Annotated in this window: 24 protein-coding genes; 16 read left to right on the top strand and 8 right to left on the bottom strand. The window is 59.3% G+C overall.

Annotated features, from left to right (window positions below):
• The first annotated feature begins 3 nt into the window (after window positions 1-3).
• The 8 genes from tssF to ACQ4WP_RS06975 all read left to right on the top strand — a co-directional run bounded on the left by tssF (window position 4) and on the right by ACQ4WP_RS06975 (window position 9,298).
• Window positions 4-1,809, top strand: a complete 1,806-nt coding sequence (gene tssF / locus ACQ4WP_RS07010) for a type VI secretion system baseplate subunit TssF (RefSeq protein WP_436519307.1) — start codon at window positions 4-6, stop codon at window positions 1,807-1,809.
• The gene (gene tssG / locus ACQ4WP_RS07005; protein WP_436519306.1) at window positions 1,809-2,798 is read left to right on the top strand and encodes a type VI secretion system baseplate subunit TssG; all 990 of its coding nucleotides are present in this window, start codon (window positions 1,809-1,811) and stop codon (window positions 2,796-2,798) included. The genes tssF and tssG overlap by 1 nt, the downstream gene beginning before the upstream one ends.
• Entirely contained in the window at window positions 2,795-3,082 is a 288-nt protein-coding gene (locus tag ACQ4WP_RS07000; RefSeq protein ID WP_436519305.1) for a PAAR domain-containing protein, read from the top strand. The genes tssG and ACQ4WP_RS07000 overlap by 4 nt, the downstream gene beginning before the upstream one ends.
• Window positions 3,083-3,094: 12 nt before the next feature.
• Window positions 3,095-5,692, top strand: a complete 2,598-nt coding sequence (locus tag ACQ4WP_RS06995; RefSeq protein WP_436519304.1) for a type VI secretion system Vgr family protein — start codon at window positions 3,095-3,097, stop codon at window positions 5,690-5,692.
• A complete protein-coding gene (locus ACQ4WP_RS06990) occupies window positions 5,689-7,617 on the top strand; it encodes an esterase/lipase family protein (RefSeq protein ID WP_436519303.1) in 1,929 nt (642 codons plus the stop codon). The genes ACQ4WP_RS06995 and ACQ4WP_RS06990 overlap by 4 nt, the downstream gene beginning before the upstream one ends.
• Window positions 7,614-7,916, top strand: a complete 303-nt coding sequence (locus ACQ4WP_RS06985; RefSeq protein WP_436519302.1) for a hypothetical protein — start codon at window positions 7,614-7,616, stop codon at window positions 7,914-7,916. The genes ACQ4WP_RS06990 and ACQ4WP_RS06985 overlap by 4 nt, the downstream gene beginning before the upstream one ends.
• Window positions 7,917-7,919: 3 nt before the next feature.
• On the top strand, window positions 7,920-8,735 hold the full coding sequence (locus tag ACQ4WP_RS06980) for a T6SS immunity protein Tli4 family protein (protein ID WP_436519301.1): 816 nt from the start codon (window positions 7,920-7,922) through the stop codon (window positions 8,733-8,735).
• Between the two features lie 83 nt (window positions 8,736-8,818).
• Window positions 8,819-9,298, top strand: a complete 480-nt coding sequence (locus ACQ4WP_RS06975) for a GNAT family N-acetyltransferase (protein WP_436519300.1) — start codon at window positions 8,819-8,821, stop codon at window positions 9,296-9,298.
• A 4-nt stretch (window positions 9,299-9,302) separates the two neighbouring features.
• Here the strand turns inward: ACQ4WP_RS06975 and ACQ4WP_RS06970 are convergent, their stop codons facing one another.
• The 6 genes from ACQ4WP_RS06970 to ACQ4WP_RS06945 form a co-directional block, all read right to left on the bottom strand.
• A complete protein-coding gene (locus ACQ4WP_RS06970; RefSeq protein WP_436519299.1) occupies window positions 9,303-9,491 on the bottom strand; it encodes a hypothetical protein in 189 nt (62 codons plus the stop codon).
• Complete coding sequence (locus tag ACQ4WP_RS06965; protein WP_436519298.1) at window positions 9,469-9,846, bottom strand: DUF2750 domain-containing protein; 378 nt, start codon at window positions 9,844-9,846, stop codon at window positions 9,469-9,471. Before ACQ4WP_RS06965 ends, ACQ4WP_RS06970 begins: the two co-directional genes overlap by 23 nt.
• Window positions 9,836-10,096 carry a hypothetical protein gene (locus tag ACQ4WP_RS06960; protein ID WP_436519297.1) on the bottom strand — a complete coding sequence of 87 codons (261 nt, stop codon included), beginning with the start codon at window positions 10,094-10,096 and terminating at the stop codon, window positions 9,836-9,838. Before ACQ4WP_RS06960 ends, ACQ4WP_RS06965 begins: the two co-directional genes overlap by 11 nt.
• Window position 10,097: 1 nt before the next feature.
• On the bottom strand, window positions 10,098-10,487 hold the full coding sequence (locus tag ACQ4WP_RS06955; RefSeq protein WP_436519296.1) for an Imm1 family immunity protein: 390 nt from the start codon (window positions 10,485-10,487) through the stop codon (window positions 10,098-10,100).
• Window positions 10,484-12,124, bottom strand: a complete 1,641-nt coding sequence (locus ACQ4WP_RS06950) for a SulP family inorganic anion transporter (RefSeq protein ID WP_436519295.1) — start codon at window positions 12,122-12,124, stop codon at window positions 10,484-10,486. The genes ACQ4WP_RS06955 and ACQ4WP_RS06950 overlap by 4 nt, the downstream gene beginning before the upstream one ends.
• A 77-nt stretch (window positions 12,125-12,201) precedes the next feature.
• A complete protein-coding gene (locus ACQ4WP_RS06945) occupies window positions 12,202-12,771 on the bottom strand; it encodes a TetR/AcrR family transcriptional regulator (RefSeq protein ID WP_436519294.1) in 570 nt (189 codons plus the stop codon).
• Window positions 12,772-12,898: 127 nt separating this feature from the next.
• On the opposite strand from ACQ4WP_RS06945, the gene ACQ4WP_RS06940 reads away from it, so the two are divergent.
• Window positions 12,899-13,885 (top strand): SDR family oxidoreductase, encoded by a 987-nt coding sequence (locus ACQ4WP_RS06940; protein WP_436519293.1) that lies wholly within the window; start codon window positions 12,899-12,901, stop codon window positions 13,883-13,885.
• Between the two features lie 3 nt (window positions 13,886-13,888).
• A complete protein-coding gene (ku, locus tag ACQ4WP_RS06935) occupies window positions 13,889-14,764 on the top strand; it encodes a non-homologous end joining protein Ku (RefSeq protein ID WP_436519292.1) in 876 nt (291 codons plus the stop codon).
• 193 nt (window positions 14,765-14,957) lie between these two features.
• On the opposite strand, the gene ligD is transcribed toward ku, so the two are convergent.
• Window positions 14,958-17,453 carry a DNA ligase D gene (ligD, locus tag ACQ4WP_RS06930; RefSeq protein ID WP_436519291.1) on the bottom strand — a complete coding sequence of 832 codons (2,496 nt, stop codon included), beginning with the start codon at window positions 17,451-17,453 and terminating at the stop codon, window positions 14,958-14,960.
• A 213-nt stretch (window positions 17,454-17,666) separates the two neighbouring features.
• Between ligD and ACQ4WP_RS06925 the strand changes: the two genes are divergently transcribed.
• The 6 genes from ACQ4WP_RS06925 to ACQ4WP_RS06900 all read left to right on the top strand — a co-directional run bounded on the left by ACQ4WP_RS06925 (window position 17,667) and on the right by ACQ4WP_RS06900 (window position 20,918).
• Entirely contained in the window at window positions 17,667-17,987 is a 321-nt protein-coding gene (locus ACQ4WP_RS06925) for a hypothetical protein (RefSeq protein WP_436519290.1), read from the top strand.
• A 222-nt stretch (window positions 17,988-18,209) separates the two neighbouring features.
• Entirely contained in the window at window positions 18,210-18,554 is a 345-nt protein-coding gene (locus tag ACQ4WP_RS06920; protein WP_436519289.1) for a hypothetical protein, read from the top strand.
• Between the two features lie 39 nt (window positions 18,555-18,593).
• Window positions 18,594-18,926 (top strand): hypothetical protein, encoded by a 333-nt coding sequence (locus ACQ4WP_RS06915; RefSeq protein ID WP_436519288.1) that lies wholly within the window; start codon window positions 18,594-18,596, stop codon window positions 18,924-18,926.
• A gap of 202 nt (window positions 18,927-19,128) precedes the next feature.
• Window positions 19,129-20,148, top strand: coding sequence for a serine hydrolase domain-containing protein (locus ACQ4WP_RS06910; RefSeq protein ID WP_436519287.1), 1,020 nt, complete (start codon window positions 19,129-19,131; stop codon window positions 20,146-20,148).
• A 115-nt stretch (window positions 20,149-20,263) separates the two neighbouring features.
• Window positions 20,264-20,614, top strand: a complete 351-nt coding sequence (locus ACQ4WP_RS06905) for a hypothetical protein (RefSeq protein WP_436519286.1) — start codon at window positions 20,264-20,266, stop codon at window positions 20,612-20,614.
• Window positions 20,615-20,654: 40 nt separating this feature from the next.
• Window positions 20,655-20,918 (top strand): hypothetical protein, encoded by a 264-nt coding sequence (locus ACQ4WP_RS06900; RefSeq protein ID WP_436519285.1) that lies wholly within the window; start codon window positions 20,655-20,657, stop codon window positions 20,916-20,918.
• A 54-nt stretch (window positions 20,919-20,972) separates the two neighbouring features.
• Here the strand turns inward: ACQ4WP_RS06900 and ACQ4WP_RS06895 are convergent, their stop codons facing one another.
• Complete coding sequence (locus tag ACQ4WP_RS06895) at window positions 20,973-21,539, bottom strand: fasciclin domain-containing protein (RefSeq protein ID WP_436519284.1); 567 nt, start codon at window positions 21,537-21,539, stop codon at window positions 20,973-20,975.
• Window positions 21,540-21,685: the final 146 nt, after the last annotated feature.

Raw genomic sequence — 21,685 nt, 5'->3', positions numbered from 1 at the left:
GAGATGGAGGACTTGCTGCCGTATTTCGAACGCGAATTGGTGATGCTGCGGCGACATTGCCGTGAGTTTGCCGAACGCTATCCGAGAATCGCCGGCAAATTACATATGTCCGGCGAGTCTTGCGAAGATCCGCACGTCGAACACTTGATCGAATCGGTGGCCATGCTGGCGGCACGCATCTCAAAACGGCTCGATGACGACTATCCGCAATTTACCGAAGCCTTGTTCGAAGCCCTGTTCCCACATTATCTGCGCCCCTTTCCATCGTGCACGATCGTGCACCAGTTCGCCCCGGCGGCTGGAGCGGGCGTATTGCACCTGCCGGCCTGCAGTGAAATGGATGCAACGCCTGTGCGCGGCGTGCGCTGCCGTTTCAAGACGATCTACGCTATGTCGACAGGAGCAACGGTGCTGGAAAGTGCGGTTTTCGATGCCATGATCAAGGCGCCGCCAGGCGTGCGCCTGCCTGCATCAGCCACTTCCTCGCTGAACATCGGCATCCGGCATCTCGATGCGGCGCCCGCATCGCTGCGCGTTTTCATCGATGGCGAAGCTTCTTTTTCCGCCGCATTGCGCGATGCCTTGTTCATGCATACAGTCTGCGCTTTTGTGTCTATCGACGCGGTGCAATGGACGGCATTGCCCGCCGTGCCCTTGACACCTGTCGGCTTCGCCGACACGGATGCCTTGATACCTTTCGGTGCTCGTTCGCAGCCGGCCTACCGCATCCTGAGCGAGTATTTTGCATATCCGGAAAAATTCAATTTCTTTGACCTCGATATCGCGGCGCTGAGTGCGGCCCTGCCGCCCGGTAGCCAGCACTTTGCCCTGCATCTGTGCATGGCCGGTTTGCGGCCCGATTCCGCTGCGGCGCACATGTTGTCCAGCATTTCCAGCGAAAACTTAAGGCTGGGCTGCAGTCCGGCGGTCAATCTCTTCCGCCAGGAAGGCGTACCGATCGCCATCACCCGGCAGAAAACCGACTATTCCGTGCTGGCCCATGCTACCCACGCGCATGGTTACGAAGTCGTCTCCGTCGACGCGGTGCGTTTGCTGCGCCAACGCGGCAGCGAAAGCACGCTGACCGAATTTCGCCCGCTGTACAGCCTGCGCCATGGCGAAGGTGCGGCGCAACAAGGCCATTACTGGATCGTACGCCACGATACGAATTTGGCCATTAAAAGTCCCGGTCACGAAAAGAAAATCACGCTGGTCGATAGCGACTTCCATCCCTTGATCCATGAAAAGGCCAGCTTATCGCTGTCGCTGACATGCAGTAACCGCGATCTTCCCCTTGCGCTCAAATACGGCCAGCCGCAAGGAGACTTGCAACCGTGCGGCGGCGGACCTGCACTGCACATGCTGCGACGCCCCAGCCAGCCGCGACGCTTTTCACCGGGCGCGGGCCTGCACTGGCGCCTGATTTCGCATCTGGCGCTGAATCATCACGCGCTGGTGCAGGAAGGCCTGCCGGCGCTGCGCGAAATGCTGACGCTCTACGACTTGTCCCAATCGGCCACCTCGCAACGCCAGATCAGCGGCATCGTCGCGCTGGCGCACTCGCCGACCACGACATGGCTGCGACACAAGCGCGGCACCTCGCTGGCGCATGGCGTGGAGGTGCGCATCACGCTGGACGAGGAAGCGTTCGTCGGCAGCGGCATGCACCTGTTTGTGCAGGTGATCGATCACTTCCTTGGGCTGTATGTACAAATCAACAGTTTCATCGAACTGGTGGTGCTGTCACTGCAAAGCGGAGAGGAGCTGATCCGATGCAACCCAAGAAGCGGACTGCAGAATCTGGTGTAATGCTACACTTGCTGGCCGAGCCGTACCGCTACCAGTTCGTGCAGGCGGTGCGTATTCTGCTGTGCTGGCTACGTAGCCAGAATGTGTCCCATGCGCAAGCCTTCAGCCAGGTGTTGCGCTTCAAGAACAGCCTGTCGTTGAGTTTCCCCGCCAGTGAAATTGAACAGATCTCGCTCGACGACAATGAACAACTGATTTTGATACCGACGTTCATGCGTTTTCTGGGCGTCGGCGGCACCTTGCCCCTGCACCACTCGGAACGCATTGCCGCCTACCGCTTGTCGAGCAAAGACGCTGGCGTCTCGGCCTTCCTCGATATCTTTTCACACCGCATGGTCGTGCTGTATTACCAGGCGTGGGAAAAGTATCGACTGGAATCGACGCTCCAGACCCAGGCAAAAGAAGCACAATCGCCTTTGCTGCTGGCACTGGCCGGCGTGCAGCGCACTGCGCTGCCGTCGAGCGCCGAACCTGATGCCGTGACGCAGGACGTGGCGGCCTGGTACGCGGGTCAGCTGCGCTGCCGTCCCGTCTCCGCGCAAGCGATTGGCCCCGTGCTGGCCGAGTACTGCGGCGTACCAGTCGCCCTGCAACAATTTGTCGGTGGCTGGGACTATCTGGAAAAAAATCGGCGCAGCCTGCTAGGCAGTGTCAACTTTACCCTGGCGCGCGGCGCAACCGTTGGCCTGCGGCTTTGGCGCCAGGACATGCGCGTCTGCCTGCATATCGGGCCGCTGGATCCCGCCGGACTGCAACGCTTTCTGCCGCGCAGCACAGGCGCGGCGGCACTGGCAAAAATGCTGACGCTGTTTGGCGTACCAGACTTGCAGTATGAAGTGCGGCTGATATTGAGTCCGCCATGCATTACCCCCCTGCTTCTGAGTTCCAATCCGTCAGAAAGACGGCGCCTTGGCTGGACGACGTTTCTGCAGACAGCACAAGGCAAGGCAGGCGGCGCCGAAGTGCGCTATCTACTGCAGCTGGCTTGAGCAATGCATACCTGGAAAGCGAGGCAAGCATGAAACATGCGGGACGCGGCGTCATCCGGCTCGGAGACGCAACCGATCACGGCGGCAAGGTCACCAGCGCATCGTCCGGCAGCACCGTGATGGGGAAAACGGCGGCGCTGGCCGATGACACAACCTTCTGCCCCAAGTGCAAGGGCAGCTTTCCGATCACGCCCGATGGTGCCGGCGCAAAACACATGGGCAAGCCGTACGCCTATGACGGCGATGCCACCGCCTGTGGCGCGCACCTGATCACATCGCTATAGCGGAGGCAGGCCATGCATGCAAGCATCCAGGCGGCACTTTCGGCCTTCGATCTCGCCGCGCAAGAACGGCGCCTGCTGAAGATCGATTTCCCCCATGAAGATGGACCGGCCGGCGCCATCCTGCTGGTCAATTCGCTGAGCGCCAGGGAAGAAGTGTCGCGCGACTTCCGTTTCGAGGCCGAACTGCTGTCCGATGACGCACATATTGCGCTGAAGGCCATGATGGGCCGCATGGTGACCATTTCAATGGTGCGCGACGATGGCACGCTGCGCCACTTTAACGGCTATGTGGGCGAATTTTGCCTGCTGCGCGCCGATGGCGGCTTTGCCTGGTACCGCATGGTGCTGCAACCATGGCTGGCCTTCGCCCGGCTGCGTCAGGACAATGTGTCCTTTCATGGCCAAAGCGTGATGCAGCTGACCGTAACGACGTTTGCGCACTACGGGCAGCGCGACTGGAAAACCAGCATCCATGGCGAAGATCCTCAGGTCACTTGCGCCAACCAGCACAATGAAACCGACTACAACCACCTGCACCGGCGCTGGGAGGCGCTGGGCTGGCATTACTGGTACGAGCACCGCGCCGATGGCCATACCTTATGGCTGGCAGACAACAGCACCTTGGCTGACATGATAGCCACAGCATCTGGCGACGGCGCCATGCGTTTCCAATCCGAATCGGGCTCCATGGAAGACGATGGCCTGCAACAGTGGCAAGCCGTGCGCCGGCTCGGCTCCGGGCAGCTGACCTTGGCCAGTTTCGACTATAAAAATCCACAGCCACGCCTCGCCAGCGGCTACTCCCTGAATCGTCAGGGTGATGTATTTGCCCACGAACTGTATGAAAACACAGGGGCCTACGGTTATAAGAATGTCGATGATGGGGAGTCTCTGGCACAGCGCCGCATGGAAGAAAGCGACCATCTGCGCCAGTACTTCGAAGCGGCCGGCAATCACCGTGGCGCACAGCCTGGCCTTTGTTTCCGGCTCGATGGACATTTCAGCGCCGAAGAGAAACGCTACCAGCCCGGCCAGGAGCGCCCCGACAGTATCGCCGAACGCGAATACCTGATCGTGTCAGTGGTGCATAGCGCCAGCAACAATTATCAAGCAGGTCCCAGCGCCCCTTCCCACTATGTCAACAATATGGTGTGCGTGCGCCGGGAGATCCGTTGGCGGCCGGGCCGTGGCTACAACAGCACGCCATGCATCGTTGCCGGCGTGCAGACGGCGCTGGTGGTCGGGCCGGCCGGGGAGGAAATCCATACCGATGCACTGGGACGCATCCGCCTCCAATTTCACTGGGACCGCCTGGGTGAATTCGATGAGCGCAGCTCGCCTTGGATACGGGTCATGATGCCGATGGCGGGCCCGCAAATGGGGCAAATCGCCTTGCCGCGCGTAGGTCAGGAAGTCGTTGTGCAATTCCAGGATGGGAATATCGACTATCCCATCGTCATTGGTGTGGTCTACAACAGTGCCAATCCGCCGCCGTGGCAATTACCGCAGCAGCGTGCCCTGTCCGGCTTGCGCAGCCGCGAACTGGGTGCCCGCAGCGCCAACCATCTCGTGCTCGACGATACCAAGGGGGCGATCCAGGCACAGCTGCGCAGCGAGCACCAGGATAGCCGGCTTTCATTGGGCAACATCACCCGCATCGACGACAATGCCGGCCGCAAGGAGGCGCGCGGCGTGGGCTTTGAATTGACCAGCAACGCCTGGGGCGCCCTGCGTGCAGCCAAAGGCATGCTGATCACCACAGAAACATCAACAGGAACGGGATCAGTCAAACAGCTCGACGAAACACAGGCCCGCCTGGGGCAGGCACGCCAGCTGCAGCAAGGCTTGGCCGGCATGGCCGTCGACGCGGGAGCACAAGACAGCGCCGCACAACAAGGCGCCGTCGCCGAATCTATCCAGCAACAAAACGCCGCTATCAAAGGCGCCGGCGGCGATTTTCCGGAGCTGTCCGAAGCGCATCTGCTGCTGGCCAGTCCGGCCGGCATCGAACTGAGCACGGCCCAGTCCATCCACCTGGCCGCCGGCGAGCATGTGGCGCTCACCAGCAGCAAGCATATTTCACTCGCCAGCGGCGACAGCATGTTTGCCAGCATCGCCAAGACCTTCAGCCTGTTCGTGCACAAGGCCGGCATGAAACTGATCGCCGCCAGCGGCAAGGTGTCCATCCAGGCGCACAGCGACGAGGTCGAAATCCTCGCCCAGAAAGTGCTGTCGCTGATCAGCGAAGCTGACTGGGTCAACATCAAAGGCAGGAAAGGCGTCCGCCTGCACGGCGCCAACCACATGCTGGAAATCAGCGACAAGGTGCAGTTCTTCACCTCATCCCCTGTGCTCTTCAACGGCAACCTGGAAACCCTGGCGCCGAAGAGCGTGTCGCAGGAATTCAACGAGCGGCCCGTAACCCGTTTTGACCAGGCCGTCCGGCTGTTGGAAGTCGATGGCACACCCGCCCCCGATATAGCCTTTGAGTTAATACGCGAAGATGGCCACAGAATCAGTGAAAAGAGTAGCCGTGACGGGCTCACCCCAGTACAGAAAGGAGACGGCATGGATAGCTACACGATACGTTACAAAGGCGAACTGCCATGAGTAACGATACGGATTCGAATGAGCATGGCAATCATCAAGGCGAGTTTCGGCAGAGTGTTGGCGGATGGGCTGAATACACCGTCAATATGACTGAAATTATAGATACAATTCGTCATGACGTTACTATTCCACCTAAGAAAATTATTCCTATCATATTTTTACCTGGGGTTATGGGTAGCAATTTAAGAATGACAAAAAAACGTCAAGATTATCTGAAACGAACGGATAACAGATCGTGGAGGCCTGATGATATGGTAGACAAATCTGGAAATTTGGCAGTTGCAACCGGTAGCGGTTTAGGTGGTTGGTTCAGGAGTGCGTCGCCCAGAGATCGACAATTAGCTTTTGATCCGAATGAAACTGAAGTTGAGTACTATCAATATTCAATTGCAAATGAACGTTTCTTTCCGGGTGGAGACGTCACTAAAGGATCCGATGTACGTCACAACAACGTTCCCGATGATTTCCTTGGAGTTCCCCCATTGATTTCTGTTAGTGCTAAAAAAAATGCACAGGTAGATGCGATTAAAAAACATAGAGTGACGGAAAGATTTATCCCCCGTGAGATACGTGAAACGCCAGCACATATTGCACGGTGGCGTGGATGGAGTGAAGTTCTTTTCGCCGGCGCGTATGGCGAAATGCTTCAAAAAACAGAATTTTTCATGAATAATATAACAAAAAAAGGGCAAGTTTTACCTCACTGGAAAATTGACCCGTCCGATCAAGCCAGCGGCAAATATTCATATGGTCAACAAGCCTATCCGTCTGTTGCCAAGCTTTTGATAAAAGATCCAAAAGAATTTGGCGGTCCTCCCGGAACACCAATTGAAAATTCTGACATGCTAAAGCTTACTCCATGTTGGTATCCGGTTCATGCGTTGGGATACAACTTCCTACAGAGCAATGCCATTTCTGCCGCTGTTATTGCCGAACGCATACGCGGCATAGTAATAGGCTATCAGAAATGCGGCTTCAAATGCAGTGAGGTCATTCTCGTCACACATAGTATGGGAGGTTTGCTCGCCAGAGCCTTAATGCATCCTAGATATGGAAATATGCTTAATGACAAGAATGTAAAAGTACTTGGAATATATCATAACGTGATGCCTACCTTAGGGGCCGCCAGTGCATACAAACGCATGCGTTTCGGTTTTCAGGAAAAAAGTGGCCCATTAAATACTCTCGCAGCCCAAGTTCTTGGCATTGACGGCGAACACGCCACCGCGATTCTCGCAAATACACAAGCACCTCTAGAGATGATGCCCGGCATAGCATATGGTCAAGAGTGGCTCAAAGTTGTTGACACAAGTGATAGATTACTATGGAGTTGGCCACGAGATAAGGATAGTGCACTGGAGAGTATTTACCTGCAACCTGCGAATGCTTGGTGGAGGCTAATAAATCCTTCGTGGGTGAACCCGGCAAATATTCCGCTTAACAAAGGAGGAGGCATCGACAATGTCATGCAACGATTGAAAGATGCCTCTTCCTTACTAAATGAAATAGAGAATATATTTCATCCAAATACATACGCAAGCTATTGCGCATCCAAAGATTTTCTAAGCTATGGAGAAATAATATTCAAAGTCATTGAAGGTTTTGAAATCAAAAAATCAGCCACCCAAGAAAATACAATACCCCCACCAAACAAATGGAAACTACTGACTGATGACGCAAAAGGTAACCTCACCATACAAGCGGGAACACGTGTTTTGAAGTTAACATTACAACCGGCAAATTCGGCTGGCGATGAAACCGTCCCATCGGATCGCTCAGCAAAACACATACCTGGAAAAAAATTTGTCCATGGAGAGAAAGTTGGGACTGGATATGAACATCAAAATAGCTATACTCATCCACATGTCCTAGCATCTATGCTTTATTCAATTGTGCAAATTACAAAAACAGCAAAATGGGAATGAGTATGCCAAATTATAAAAAAATCCTCATGCTCATCATTTCTATTCTATCAATCCAAACAGAGGCAAATGAGATTGACCCACGAAAAATACATAAGGCAAAAAAAATGAACGAAACCACCATAGAAATAAGGAAAATAGAAAACTTATTCCAAAAGACAAAAAAAATATGCTTTGGTAGATACCTTTTAAATCTGCCAAGCGAAGCAGAATTAATAGTCGGGAATTCGGCAGTGGATTTATTTAAAGGAGGCCAGGACAATTTAAAATATCAAGCAGAAATTGATTTAAAAAAAATATAATCCTTGAACATCTCCCCTGAAATTATTTACAATGGTAATGGTCCAATAGAAAACAGTTGGCAACTTCGATACTACAATAGCAACTCAGCCAAAGAAGTTAATTTTATAATTTACCGAACCTTAATAAATAAAGGAGATTTCATATTTGCAATAGGCGATGCTGTAGGTGATGGCGACACCGAAAGAGCAACAGCGGAAAGACAATTCCTTCAAGCAAAAAGTCTGCGTTTGCGTGCTACGGAAGAAATTCCGGCCACGCCAGGCCTTTGCGTAGAGCATGGATTCATGAGTGAAAATCAGTATAGATATCAAGAAATAGACGACGTGGGTATTTATTTACCCAGCTTGCCAGATGTTACTTTCTCCATCAGTTCAAATAAGGATGCATACGGTGACTACCCGCCGACAGAATTTGAATCAAGGTTGCGTGGAGAACTATCACTACTCAGTCGCATACAAGACGCAAAAAAAACGCAAGGCAATAACTATCCCAAGCGCACCTTGCTACGCGAAGGCAAGCGCACTGTTCAACACTGGAAAGGCGAAGAGTCGCTGATACGTCGTACCGATGGCGTCCATGATTTTGAATGGGCATTGGTAGGCAAGCCGAAAGACATCGCAAATCCGTCAGTATTGGAAGTCAAGATGTACACCAAGGTTGCCCACAACATGGTCGGCGCTGCCGAAGCCGCGTCGCTGACCGACGAGGAGGCGATCGCCCTATGGGACAAGCTGCTGTCCGGCCTGAAGTTCCGGGTGAAAGTGCCCGGTGCGCCGCCGGGTTCGTACTACTTCGATCCGGACAAGCCAGCGCAGTGATGAGTGGACAAACACGGCAGGCACTCTTGCTGGCGTGATGCAAGCCATTGCGCTAGCATGCTCCTTTTGCCTGGAAAGCTTCCATGACCGTCACCCTGCGCCCCGCCCTGCCCTTTGACATCGACGCCCTGTGGGCCTTGCGCACGGTGGCCGTGCGCGTCAGTTGCGCCACGCATTATGCGCCGGAGCAAATTGCCGTTTGGACGGCCACGCCCGTGCCGCCTGCGTATGCCGCCATGCTGGCCGCGGGTGGCGGCATCGTGGCGATGCAGGACGAGGCCATTGTCGGCTACGCCATGCTGGATGCGGATAAACACGAAGTCGATGCCGTGTTTGTCGATCCGGCGCGCGCGGGTATGGGCATTGGCAAGCGCCTGCTGGCGGCGCTGGAGCAACTGGCGCGTGAGCGCGGCATGGCACGCTTGCAGCTGTCCGCATCGCTGAACGCCGTGCCGTTTTACCGGGCCGCGGGCTTTGCCTCCTTGCGCGAGGAAGCGTATGCGCATCCGAGCGGTATCAGCTTGGCCAGCGTGGCGATGGAAAAGGCGCTGGCGGCCGCCTGAGGCGTCAGTCTTCCGTGGCAGCAGCTTCGGACTCGGCCAGGCAGTGCTGCAGTTTCGCGATCAGCGCGCGCACTTCGTCGTCGGCCAGATCCAGCGGGTCGCCCTGCGCACCCACAGCGATCAGGCAGATGGCCGAGCCGTCGTACCAGGCGTCGAGGCGTTCCTTGCCCTCATTCATATTGCTCTGATTCATCTTGCAAATCCCTCAGCAAATCGGCAGGCGCCGCGATGCTGGCGCTGCCTTGCGGCACGGGAAACACGGAAGCCAGCTGGTGATTGCTCGCCATGCCAGGCAGCCACTTGTTCAAGAAATCGTCGAGCGCGATGGCGCGTGGCTGGAAATGTTCCCAGTCATCGCTGGCGCACGCTTGCGCGAATGCCGCTTCCGGCCAGAACGGGATGGCGACCTTGCCGTCGACTTGCGCCGTGGCCCAGCCGTCGTGGTACAAGCCCCACACTTCTTGCGTATCGGCCACCTTGCGCACGCAATAAGCGTAGCGTTGCTGCGCCGGCAACTGTGTCACTTGCCTGATTTTTTCAGGATGCATGGTCGTCCCATACCCGCAGCTGCGGCCCGCACCAGCCTGTCACCATATCGAGGGCGTCCAGTATCACGTCTTCCAGCGGCCCCTCCTGCGTGGCGGGACGCAGTTCGTGCAGCAAGGCGGCCACTTGCGCCGCCGTCACGCCGCTGGCCTTGTAGCGCAGCAGGATGGTGCGCAGCGTGAGCAAACCTGCCCTGGCGTCCAGCGCGGCCAGCAAGTCCCGGCCGATGTCGGCGATGATGGTTTGCGGCATCTCAATCCGCCTCCCACGCGATGCCGGCCGGCCGCGCGCCGCCTGTCCTGAAAAACGCGACGAAAGCCCGCTGGCATTGTTCCACCTCCACGCACCATGCTTCGGGATACTCGTCCACCTGGCCATTCGACAGCAGGTAGCTGCATTCCCCCGTCTCCTCCTCGTCACCCAGTGTATGAAAACTCAGGTCGTCCTGCCCCGACAGATACATCAGCCAGGCGTTGCCGCCGTTGCGCAGCATGCACAGGGCCGGGCCCTGTTCCGCGTCCGTGGCCAGGGTCAGCCACAGCTCGCACTGTGCCAGCGCACGCGCTTCCTGCAATGCCTGTTCCAGCGCAAGGATGCTATCGATCACACGCGGCTCGCCGTGCAGATTCAGTTCCATGCTCATGTGTTTCCTCCACTTAAGTCGGCTGTCGCCAACGCCGTGCTCAGGTACAGCTTGCCGCTCAAGTCTTGCAGCAGGCTGCTCTGGCGCAAGCGGTCCATCACGGGCCCTTTCACTTCGGCCAGGTTCAGGCTGATGCCGCGCTTGGCCAGCGCGCTGTTGAGTTCGATCAAGCCCAGCAAGGCCGTACTGTCGATCTGGTTGACGGCCGACAGCACCAACACCAGGTGGCGCGCCGTCGGATGGCCGCGCAATTCGTCTTCCACGCGCTCGGTGACGGCTTCGACGTTGCCGAAGAACAGGCCCGCATCGATGCGCAGCAGCAAGACGTCGGGCAGGGTTTGCGCCTCGTAGCGCCCCACGTTGCGGAAGTGCTCGCTGTTAGGGATACGCCCCAGCACGGCGATGTGCGGGCGGCTGGCGCGCCAGATCAGGGTACCCATCGACAGCAGCACACCGATCACCACGCCCGCCTCCACGCCCAGCACCAGCACGCCGGCCGTGGTCGCCAGCAGGGCCAGCGCATCGCTGCGGTCGTAGCGCCACGACAGTTTCAAGGTATCCCAGTCCAGCAGGCTGCTGACGGCAAAGATAATGGTGGCTGCCAGCACGGGCAGCGGCAGCAGCGCCAGCCAGCCCGTGGGCGCCACCAGCGCCAGCGCCAGCAAACCGGCCGTGATGATGCTGGCCAAGGGGGTGTTGGCGCCCGCCTGGAAATTGACGGCCGAGCGCGAGATCGAACCCGTGACGGGAAAGCCGCCCGACAGCGCGCTGGCCACGTTGGCCGCACCCAGGCCCAGCAGTTCGCGGTTCGTATGCAGTTTTTCACCGCGTTTTTGCGCCAGGGTCTGGGCGGCGGACATGCTCATCAGGAAGATGATGAAGGCGATCAGCAGCGCCGGCGACAGCAGGGTGCGCCAATGGGCGCCGGACGTGGCCAGGTTCAGGCCGGGCAAGCCGCTGGGCACATGGCCCGTCGTCTGCACGCCCATCGCTTCCAGGCCGCCATAGGCGACGAGCGCGATGCCGGCCAGCACCAGCGCCATGGGCGCCAGGCGCGCGCCCACGTCGGCCGCCACCTTGTTCAAGCCGCAGCGCTGCAGCAGACGCGACGCGTACCGTTTGGCCAGCCACAGGAACAGCAGGCCGGACAGGCCGAGGACCAGGCTGGGCGCATGCCAGTGGGGCCAGGTGGCGCCCAGCAAGGGCGTGATTTGCCCCCAGATGATCAGGATCGCGGCGCCATTGCTGAAACCGCTGATCACGGGGCGCGACAGGAAACTGGCCATGAAGCCCAGGCGCAGCACGCCGCACAGCAGCAGGACCAGGCCACTGATGAAGGCCAGCTGAGCGGCCAGGACGATATATAAAGAAGAACCGGGGTCGGCCAGCGGCGCCAGCGCGGCGGCCGTCATCAGCGAGACGATGGCCATGGGGCCCACCGATTGCGTCATGCTGCTGCCGAACAAGGCGTACAGCACGGGAGGCAAGATGCTGGCGTAGATGCCCACCACGGGCGGCAAGCCGGCCACCAGCGCGTAGGCCATGCCTTGCGGCACCATCATCATGGCGACAACGATACCGGCAGTGATGTCCCCGGCCAACAGAGGACGCCGGTATTGCCTGAGCCAAAACAGCATGATGTAATCCCAAAATCTGAAAACCGAAGCCTATCATGCGACGAGGCCGGCTGACAGGGGGTACTTGGCTGCCGTGCTCAGTCTGACAACAATTGCGCCTTCACGGCATCGAGGATTTCTGCCGACAGGGCCTCCTCATCGACGGAACGGGCCAGCACCATGGCGCCGACCATGGCGGCAAACGTGGCGATTGCCTGCCGGCGTCGCTGCTCTGGCGCGCCGTCGGACAGCAAATCCTGCAGCAGCGCGAACTGCTGCTGCGTGGCCTTGGTAAAAGCGGGACGCGCGCCGGGCGACATGCGCGCCGCATCGACGCCCATGGCCGCCGCCGGGCAGCCGCCGCCGGGCTGGTCGCGGTGCCTGGTGGTCAGATAATTGTCGATGATGGCCGGCAGCGCGTGCTGCGGGTCGCTGGCGATCTTCGCCCGCCAGCCTTCCAGCGACTGATTCAAGGCATGCTGGCACGCCTCGATCATCAAGTCTTCCTTGGACGCGAAATGGCCATAGAAGCCGCCATGCGTAAGGCCTGCATTCTTCATCAGGTCGGCCACGCCGATGCCGTCGTAACCCTTTTCGCGGAACAACCTGGCCGCCACGTCGACGATGCGCTCGCGGTTCAGCGCCGCCTGTTCCCTGCTCACTTTCATGCTGCCCTCCCGTAATTATGTCAATCATCATATAACTTTACGCCTGTTTTCGCCACTCTGTTAGCAAGCGCACCGTTGGATGCGGGTGCCGCGCCGATACTGGATCTTCGTTTCCACGGAGGCCAGCATGAACGAGAACAAGGACCAGTCCGCCGGTAACTTGCAGCGCAGCATCCAGCAGGAGCAGGATCAGGAAGATAAGCAGCACGATGCCGCCAAGCCAGGCAAGGAAAGCAAGCAGCCTGTGCAGACGGGTAGCCGCAACCAGCCTGCCCCTCCCCTGCCCGCCCAGCACCTGGCCAAACCCGGCATCGAAGCGCAGATGCAATTGAAACCCCGCTTCCTGGCGCCCGACTACTGCGGCAGCGGCAAGCTGGCCGGCATGGTGGCCATCATCACGGGTGGCGATTCGGGCATTGGCCGCGCCGTGGCCGTGCTGTACGCGCGCGAAGGGGCGGATGTCGCCATCATTTACTTGAACGAACATGCAGACGCCAACGAAACCAAGCGCTACGTGGAAGCGGAAGGGCAAAGCTGCCTCCTGATCCCCGGCGACGTGCGCGAGCAGGGATTTTGCCAGCAAGCCGTCAGCCAGGTGCTGGACAAGTTCACGCATATCGACATACTGGTGAATAACGCCGCCTTCCAGGAACATGCCGAATCGCTGCTCGACCTGAGCGAGGAACGCTTCGACCTCACCATGAAAACCAATGTCTACGGCTATTTTCACATGGCCAAGGCCGTGCTGCCCCATTTGCAGCGCGGCGCCTCCATCATCAACACGGGGTCCGTGACGGGCTTGCAAGGGTCCAAACACTTGCTCGACTATTCCACCACCAAGGGCGCCATCCATGCCTTCACCATGGCGCTGGCCGGCAACCTGCTCGACAAGGGCATCCGCGTCAACGCCATTGCACCGGGTCCCGTCTGGACGCCCCTCAACCCGGCCGACAAAACGCCCGAGGACATCCAGACATTCGGCGCGGACACGGACATGCGCCGCCCGGCCCAGCCCGAGGAATTGTCGCCCGCCTACGTCTTTTTGGCCTCGCCCGCCTGTTCCAGCTACATCACGGGCATCATCCTGCCCGTCACCGGCAGCGTGGGGAACTAGGCCATGGCGCGGGCATTGTGGAAAGGCGCCATCAGCTTCGGCCTCGTGCATATCCCCGTCGAGCTGATTTCAGCCAGTCTCGACCATGAACTGGATTTATCCATGCTGGACCGGCGCGACTTCGCGCCCATCGGCTACAAGCGCTACAACAAGAAGACGGGCAAGGAAGTCGAGTGGGACGACATCATCAAGGGCTATGAATACAAAACGGATGCGTACGTGGTGCTGTCCGAAGAAGACTTGAAACAGGCGAATGTGAAGGCCACGCAAACCATCGACATATTGACCTTTGTCGATGCGGTCGAGGTAGCGCTGACCTTTTACGAACATCCGTATTATTTGCTGCCCGCCAAGGGCGGCGAGAAAGTCTATGCATTGCTGCGCGAAACCTTGCGCAGGGCCAATAAAGTGGGTATCGCCAGCGTAGTCATGCGCACCAAGCAGCATTTGTGCGCGCTCGTGTGCGTGGACGACGCCATCGTGCTCAACACCCTGCGCTACGCCGATGAACTGCGACCCACGACGGACCTGGACTTGCCCGGCAACACCCTGAAGGCGGCGGGCATTACCGACAAGGAACTCAAGATGGCCCTGTCGCTGGTGGAAGGCATGAGCGAAACGTGGGAACCGGCGCAATACCACGACAGTTACCGCGAAGACGTGCTGGCGCTGGTCAAGAAGAAAATCAAGGCCAGGCAGACCAAGACCATCACGCCGCCCGCGCCCGAGGCGGCAGAAGTTCACGGCAGCAATGTGATCGACCTGGTCGCCCTGCTGCAGCAAAGCCTGGGCAAGAAAATGCCCGCCGCACCAGTCCGCAAGCGCGCGGCCTCGTCCGCCTCCCGCAAAACGCCGCCAGCCAGGCGCAAAGCGGCCTGAACCACACCACCCGGTACGTCGATGTGCGCTACCGCGTGCTGTTCGAATCGACACCAGACAGCGTCGTCATGGTCAATGCCACGGGCGCCATCGTGCTGGAAAGCCAGCAGGCGTAGCACCTGTTCGGCTACGCGGACGGCGAATTGAGCGGCAGACAAATCGATAGCCTGCAACTGGCGCGCCAGCCTGCCGTTCAAGCCGGCGCCGTGAATCCCAGCTTCTGCATGGCCCCATCGATGCCCCTGGCGCTGCGCGCATAGCCCGCCCACGGCGCATTGCCCACGTCGAGGCGGCTGTGGACGTTGCTCACGGTCCATTGATCGCCCGCCGTCAGCTTGTCGAGTTCCTCCCAGGCCAGCGGCACGGAAATGCCCAGCCCCGAGCGCGTGCGGGCCGACCACGCGCACACTGTGGTGGCCCCACGTCCGTTGCGCAAATAATCGATGAAAATCTTGCCAACACGGTTGGCGGGACCGCTCTTGACGACAAAACGCGCCGGTATGTGCTGCGCCATGTGCGCCACGATGGCTTGCGAGAACGCTTTCACCGTGTCCCAGTCGTATTTCGGGCGTATCGGCACGACCACATGCAAACCCTTGCCGCCACTGGTTTTCAGCCAGGCGGGCAGCCCCAGCTCCGTCAGGAAGGCGCGCAGCAGCACGGCCGCTTCGCGGATCGCGGCCCAGGCCACGCCCTTGCCCGGGTCCAGGTCGAACACCAGGCGGTTCGGCGTGTCGTAGGCGCTGGCCAGCGCGTTTTGCGTATGAAATTCCACCACATTCCATTGTGCGGCCGACAACAAGCCCTGTACGCTGGCCACTTCCAGCATGGCGGCATGCTCGGAATCGAGGCCGGGATCGAGCTGTTTGACACCGGGCATGGTCGAGGTATCGGCATGTTTCTGGAAAAACAGCTCGCCGCCCACGCCGGCCGGCGCGCGCACCAGCGACACAGGCCGGCCCCGTAAATGCATGAGCATCAGCTTGCCCACCAGCGCGTAGTAGCGCACCAGGTCGATCTTCCTGGCGCCGCTGTCCTTGTCGATCACCCTGTCCGCATGGCTGACCTTGAAACTGGCCGGCAAGACGCTCTCCGGCGTGGATTTATTTTGCATCGTCGTCTCCCTGTCGATCCGCTGCGCCCGCTCGCGCACGATAGCGGCCGGTTTTTTGTCCTGGCGCAAGCCATGAAACACGGCATGGCGAACGGCACCGCCACTGGTCCATTGCGCAAAACTCACTTCAGCCACCAGCTGCGGCTTGACCCAGATGGCCTGGCGCACGCCGCCCGCCTTGCCCGCAAACGGACTCGTCCCGACGGCCAGCGCGTCCAGGCGCCGCCGCAAGTCGCGCAAGGCGGCATCGTCAAAGCCGCTGCCCACATTGCCCGCGTAGCGCAGCTTGCCCTGCTCATCATGCACGCCCAGCAGCAGCGAACCGATGCCTTCGCGCGCGCCCTGCGGCGCCGTATAGCCGCCGATGACGAATTCCTGGCGCAACCCGCACTTGAGCTTGATCCAGTCGTCCGAGCGCCGCGTGACGTAGGGCGAGCCGCGCCGCTTGCCGATCACCCCTTCCAGCCCCAGGCGGCAAGCGTGGGCCAGCAGCTGCTGCGGCGCAGCATCGAGCGCAGCGCTGAAGCGCACCAGCGGCGAGGCGGGCAAACTCTGCAGCAACTGTTTCAACAACATCCTGCGCGCCTCGACCGGCTGTCCCCGCACATCGTGGCCATCGAAATACGCCACGTCGAACAGGTAATACACGATCTCGCTGGTCCTTTCCGCATCGAAAGCGCGCTGCAATGTGCCAAAATCGGGGTAGCCGTCGGCATCGTTGACGACGATTTCACCGTCATACCAGCCTGGCGGCAAGCCCAGCTTTTCCAACGCCTGCCGCAGCTTCGGCAGTTTGGCCGTCCAGTCATTGCCATTGCGCGTCATCAATCTGACCTGTTCGCCATCGCAACGCGCGAGCAGGCGGTAACCGTCGAATTTCACCTCGAAAATCCAGTCTTGCGGGTCTGGCGGCGGCGCGTCAGCCAGGGTGGCGAGCTGGGGTGCCAAGCTGGCGGGCAGCCTGGCGGCTGGCGCTGCCGCCTGGTCCGCACTCTTGCGCCTGGGCAGGGCCTTGCTCTTGACGCTGTCGGGGAACTCGTCCACGACGGAAAATTCCAGTGCCGGCCGGGCATATTCGTCTTTTTCCTTGATCAGCAGCCAGGCTGGCTGCTTTTCGCTGCGCTTATCTCCCTTGGCCTTCATGCGCACCAACACCCAATTGCCATGCATCTTGTGGCCATGCAGGGTGAATTTCAGCTCGCCGGCCGCCAACGCCTTGCCCGCATCGGGCATGGCCGGCTGGGGCTGCCACGTCCCCTGGTCCCAGATGATGACCTTGCCCGCGCCATACTGTTTTTCTGGGATCGTGCCTTCAAAGCTGGCGTAGGTTATGGGATGGTCTTCCACCTGCACGGCCATGCGCTTGTCGCGCGGGTCGTAGCTGGGGCCTTTCGGCACGGCCCAGCTTTTCATCGTGCCGTCCAATTCCAGGCGAAAATCATAGTGCAAACGGCTGGCCCAGTGCTTCTGGATGACGAAGGTGAGCACGTCGCTCACGTCCTCGTCACCACCCGCAGGCTCGGGTGTGATGGCGAAATTGCGCTTGGCTTGATAGGTTTTCAGGGCGGCTTTCATGGCGGACCCATGCGGTGACGATGGCATCGAGTCTAGGCCGCTGCGGGCCGTAGCGCAGTACGCCAGCTAACAGAGTGCCTGCCCCAACAAATGTAAGTGTTTGTAATTAGCCCGAATCGCTGTCAACGCTATTCCCGCACAGCGCGTTTTTGCCTCAGTGACAGGGGAAATGCATCTCCTGAACTACAACCCCACTTCTCGAGGAACTGCACCATGAAAAAACGCATTGTCAACTTGACCGCTACTCTGATCGCCGGCTTGTTCGCTACCGCAGCCTTTGCTCAAACGCCAGCCGTTCCTGCCAAGGCCGAAGCCAAGCACACCAAGGAAGTGGTAAAAGCAGAAGCCAAGGAAACCAAGGCCGTCGTGAAAGCCGATGCGAAAGAAGCGGTCGTCGCAGCCGATGCGAAAGCCGATGTTGCCAGCGCCAAGGCCGATGCCAGCGCCACCAAGGCCAAAGCCCATCACAAAGCGAAAAAAGCCAAGGCCAAGGCTGATGAAGCCAAAACTGAAGCGACCGCAGCAGCCAAATAATCGGCCGCCGCGTTTTTTTTCGCCACATAAAAAGACAGCTTCGGCTGTCTTTTTTCGTTTTCAACACCACATCAAGTCGCAACATCTTTTAAAACGCCTGATTGTAAGAAAGTGTAAACAAGGTCAACCGTAACCTTGCGGGCCGCGTTTTCTGCTCAGTGACACGGGAATCATCCCGACACCAACAGACATACCAGACAAACCACCACCGAGGACTGCACCATGAAAAAAGCAATTGTTACCCTGATCGCCGGCCTGTTCGCTACCGCTGCCTTTGCTCAAACGCCAGCAGCTCCTGCAGCCACCCCGGCAGTGCCCGCCAAAGTGGAAGCGGCCCACACCAAGGCCGTCGTGAAAGCGGACGCCAAGGAAGCGCAAGCCGTCGTGAAAGCGGATGCCAAAGAAGCCAAAGCCGTCGTCGCCGCCAAAACGGAAGTAGCCAGCGCAAAAACGGAAGCAACGGCAACCAAAACCAAGGCCCATCACAAGGCCAAGCACACGAAAGCCAAGGCCGATGCAAAACTGGCTTCGGCCACCGCTGAAGCCGCGCCAGCAGCTGCCAAGTAATCCCCCACACAATCGCTTACCACTCGCCAGGAAAATAAAATGAAAAAATTTATCGCCACCCTCGTCGCCAGCCTGTTCGCTACCGCAGCCTTCGCCCAAACCCCAGCCGCCCCGGCAGCCCCGGCTCCCGCCAAGGCGGAAGCGGCCCACACGAAAGCCGTGGTCAAGGCAGAAGCCAAGGAAACCAAGGCCGTCGTGAAAGCCGATGCCAAGGAAGCGGTCGTCGCCGCCGATGCGAAAGCCGACGTGGCCAGCGCCAAGGCCGATGCGAAAGCCACCAAGGCCAAGGCCCATCACAAGGCAAACAAGGCCAAGGTGAAAGCGGACGCCGCTAAAGCAGACGCAGCAGTTGCTGCCACACCGGCAAAGTAAGCCTGAACGTCGTCACGGGAGCGCGTCCGGCCGGGTCTGCGCTTGCGTGTCCACTACACCCGCAGTACCAGGGACAGCTTCGGCTGTCCTTTTTGCATGGCGAGCCTTCATGCAAACTTCATCGAACAGGCCAGCTTGTGCGCGACAAAACGGCGCGCATGAGGGACACTGGCACTCCCACTATCGCCACGAAGCCCATCCCATGCGCCACCTGCCCTTGCTCATGATTGCCACCCTGTGCCTGCCTTGCGCTGCCAGCGCGCAAGACACCCCCGCCCCCCTGGAGCAAGTCCTGCAAGCCCAGGACCGCGACAGCCATGGCGACTTGCGCGCCGTCGTCGTGCTGCGCGATGGCGCCGTCGTGGCCGAACGCTATTACAACGGCGAGACGGCCGAGACCCTGCACGACATCCGCTCGACCGGCAAGAGCATCACCGCCCTGCTGGTGGGCGCGGCCGTGGCGCGCGGCCAACTGGTGACAACAAAAACGGTGGGCGACTACTGGCCCGAAGTCGCTGGCAGCCCGGCGGGCAAGGTGGCGCTGGACGACTTGCTGACGATGCGTTCTGGCCTGGCCGCCTTCGATGAAGACGAACACTCGCCGGGCAATGAAGACAAGCTCGATGCAGCGCCCGACCCGGCCGCCTTCGTGCGCGCCATACCGGCTGCCACAACGCCGGGCAGCGCCTACCGCTACAACTCGCTAGGGTCGTACATCGCGGGCAGAGTGGTGGAAAACGCCAGCGGCGCCGACCTGGAAGACTACGCCGCCAAGGTGCTGTTCGCGCCGCTGGGCATCACCCGCTGGAGCTGGGGCCGCGACGTGGCACACCACCCGAAAGGCCAGGGCAATCTGTCGCTGCGCGCGCGCGACACGGCGAAGATCGGCCAGATGGTGCTCGACGACGGCCTATTTGACGGCAAGAGAGTGATCGACGCCAACTGGCTGCAAGCCGTGCTGGCGCCGCGCGTGGCCATCGGCGCCGTGGACCGCTACGCCGACAGCTACGGCTATTTCTGGTACGCGAAGACGCAGGACATCGGCGGACAGAAGATTGCCGTGCATTTCGCCTCGGGCAATGGCGGCAACAAGATCTATGTGATCCCCGCGCGCCGCATGGTCGTGAGCGTGGCTTCCAGCGCGTATGGCAAGGGCTATGGACAGCGCCGCTCGGAAGACATCCTGAAGGCCATCCTGAAGGCCGATGCCACGCAGATGTAAGCGTTTGTAATGACCGTCAACGCAAGCGTCCGGGGGCGCGTTTTATGCTCAGTGACACGGGAATCATCCCGACACCAAGAGACATACCAGACAAACCACCACCGAGGACTGCACCATGAAAAACGTAATTGCTACCCTGATCGCCGGCCTGTTCGCAACCGCTGCCTTTGCTCAAACGCCAGCAGCTCCGGCAGCGCATGCCACCGCGGCAGCCTCGGTTCCAGCCAAAGTAGAAGCGACCCACACCAAGGCCGTCGTGAAAGCGGACGCCAAGGAAGCGCAAGCCGTCGTGAAAGCAGATGCAAAAGAAGCGAAAGCCGTCGTCGCCGCCAAAACGGACGTAGCCAGCGCCAAAGCGGAAGCGGCCACCACGAAAGCCAAGGCGCACCACAAGGCCAAGAAAACCAAGGCCAAGGCTGACGAAAAACTGGCATCGGCTACCGCTGAAGCGGCTCCAGCCAAGTAATTCCGACACACTTTACTGACCATACACTAAGGATATTAAAATGAAAAAAGTCATCGCCACCCTAATCGCCAGCCTGTTCGCCACCGCCGCTTTCGCCCAGACGCCAGCCGTCGCGCCAGTCGCTCCAGTGGCACCGGTTCCTGTCGTCGCCCCTGTCGCCAAGGCCGAAGCTCCTGCCGCAGCAGTCAAGCCAGCGGCGCACAAGAAAGCCAAGCATCACAAGGCGAAGAAAGCAGCACCGGCAACGCCAGCAGCTCCGGCCGCAGCGGCAGCTTCCGCACCGGCAGCAGCGCCAGCCAAGTAATCGAGGCGGCACAAACGAAAAAGACAGGGTTTTCCCTGTCTTTTTTTCGTCCCCCTATTTTGGCATCAGCACCGTGTCAATCACATTGATCACGCCATTCGATTGATACACATCATAGGTGCTGATGTTGGCGCTATTGCCGCCCTCATCCATCACCACGATGTTGTGCATGCCATTCATGGCGAACATCAGCTTGCCCCCGCTGGCCGTGGGCAAGGTGGCTTTACCATCGTGCATCTTGATTTCACGGGTCAGCGCCTTGAAGTCGTATTTGCCGGGCACCACGTGATAAGTGAGAATTTTCGTCAGGGTCGCCTTGCTTTCCGGCTTGACCAGGGTCTCGACGGTACCGGCCGGCAGCTTGCCAAACGCCGCATTCGTCGGCGCGAACACGGTAAATGGCCCCTTGCTTTTCAAGGTATCGACCAGGCCGGCCGCCTTGACGGCAGCCACCAGGGTCGTGTGGTCGGCCGAATTGACGGCGTTATCGACGATGTCCTTGGACGGAAACATGCTCTGGCCACCCACCATGGTCGTCATGTCGGCGGCAAACGGGGTGCTGGCGACCAGCATGGAAGTGATGGAGGTGACAAGTAGTGCTGCGGGAAGAAAGGTGCGCATGATGCTATCTCCTGGATGACTGCGTTTGCGTGATTGCAGGAGTACTTACGCGGCCTTTCCGCAAACGGATTCAACTTGCAGAAAAAAACGGCGCCGTGCAAGCGCACGACGCCGTTCCCGATATGCATCCCTTGCCGCGGGCCGGA

It is taken from the genome of Janthinobacterium lyxosi (assembly GCF_051380665.1).
In the GTDB taxonomy this organism is placed as follows: Bacteria; Pseudomonadota; Gammaproteobacteria; order Burkholderiales; family Burkholderiaceae_D; genus Janthinobacterium.
The sequence above is the reverse complement of the archived record's forward strand: the minus strand, read 5'-3'. Positions and strand labels throughout refer to the sequence as shown.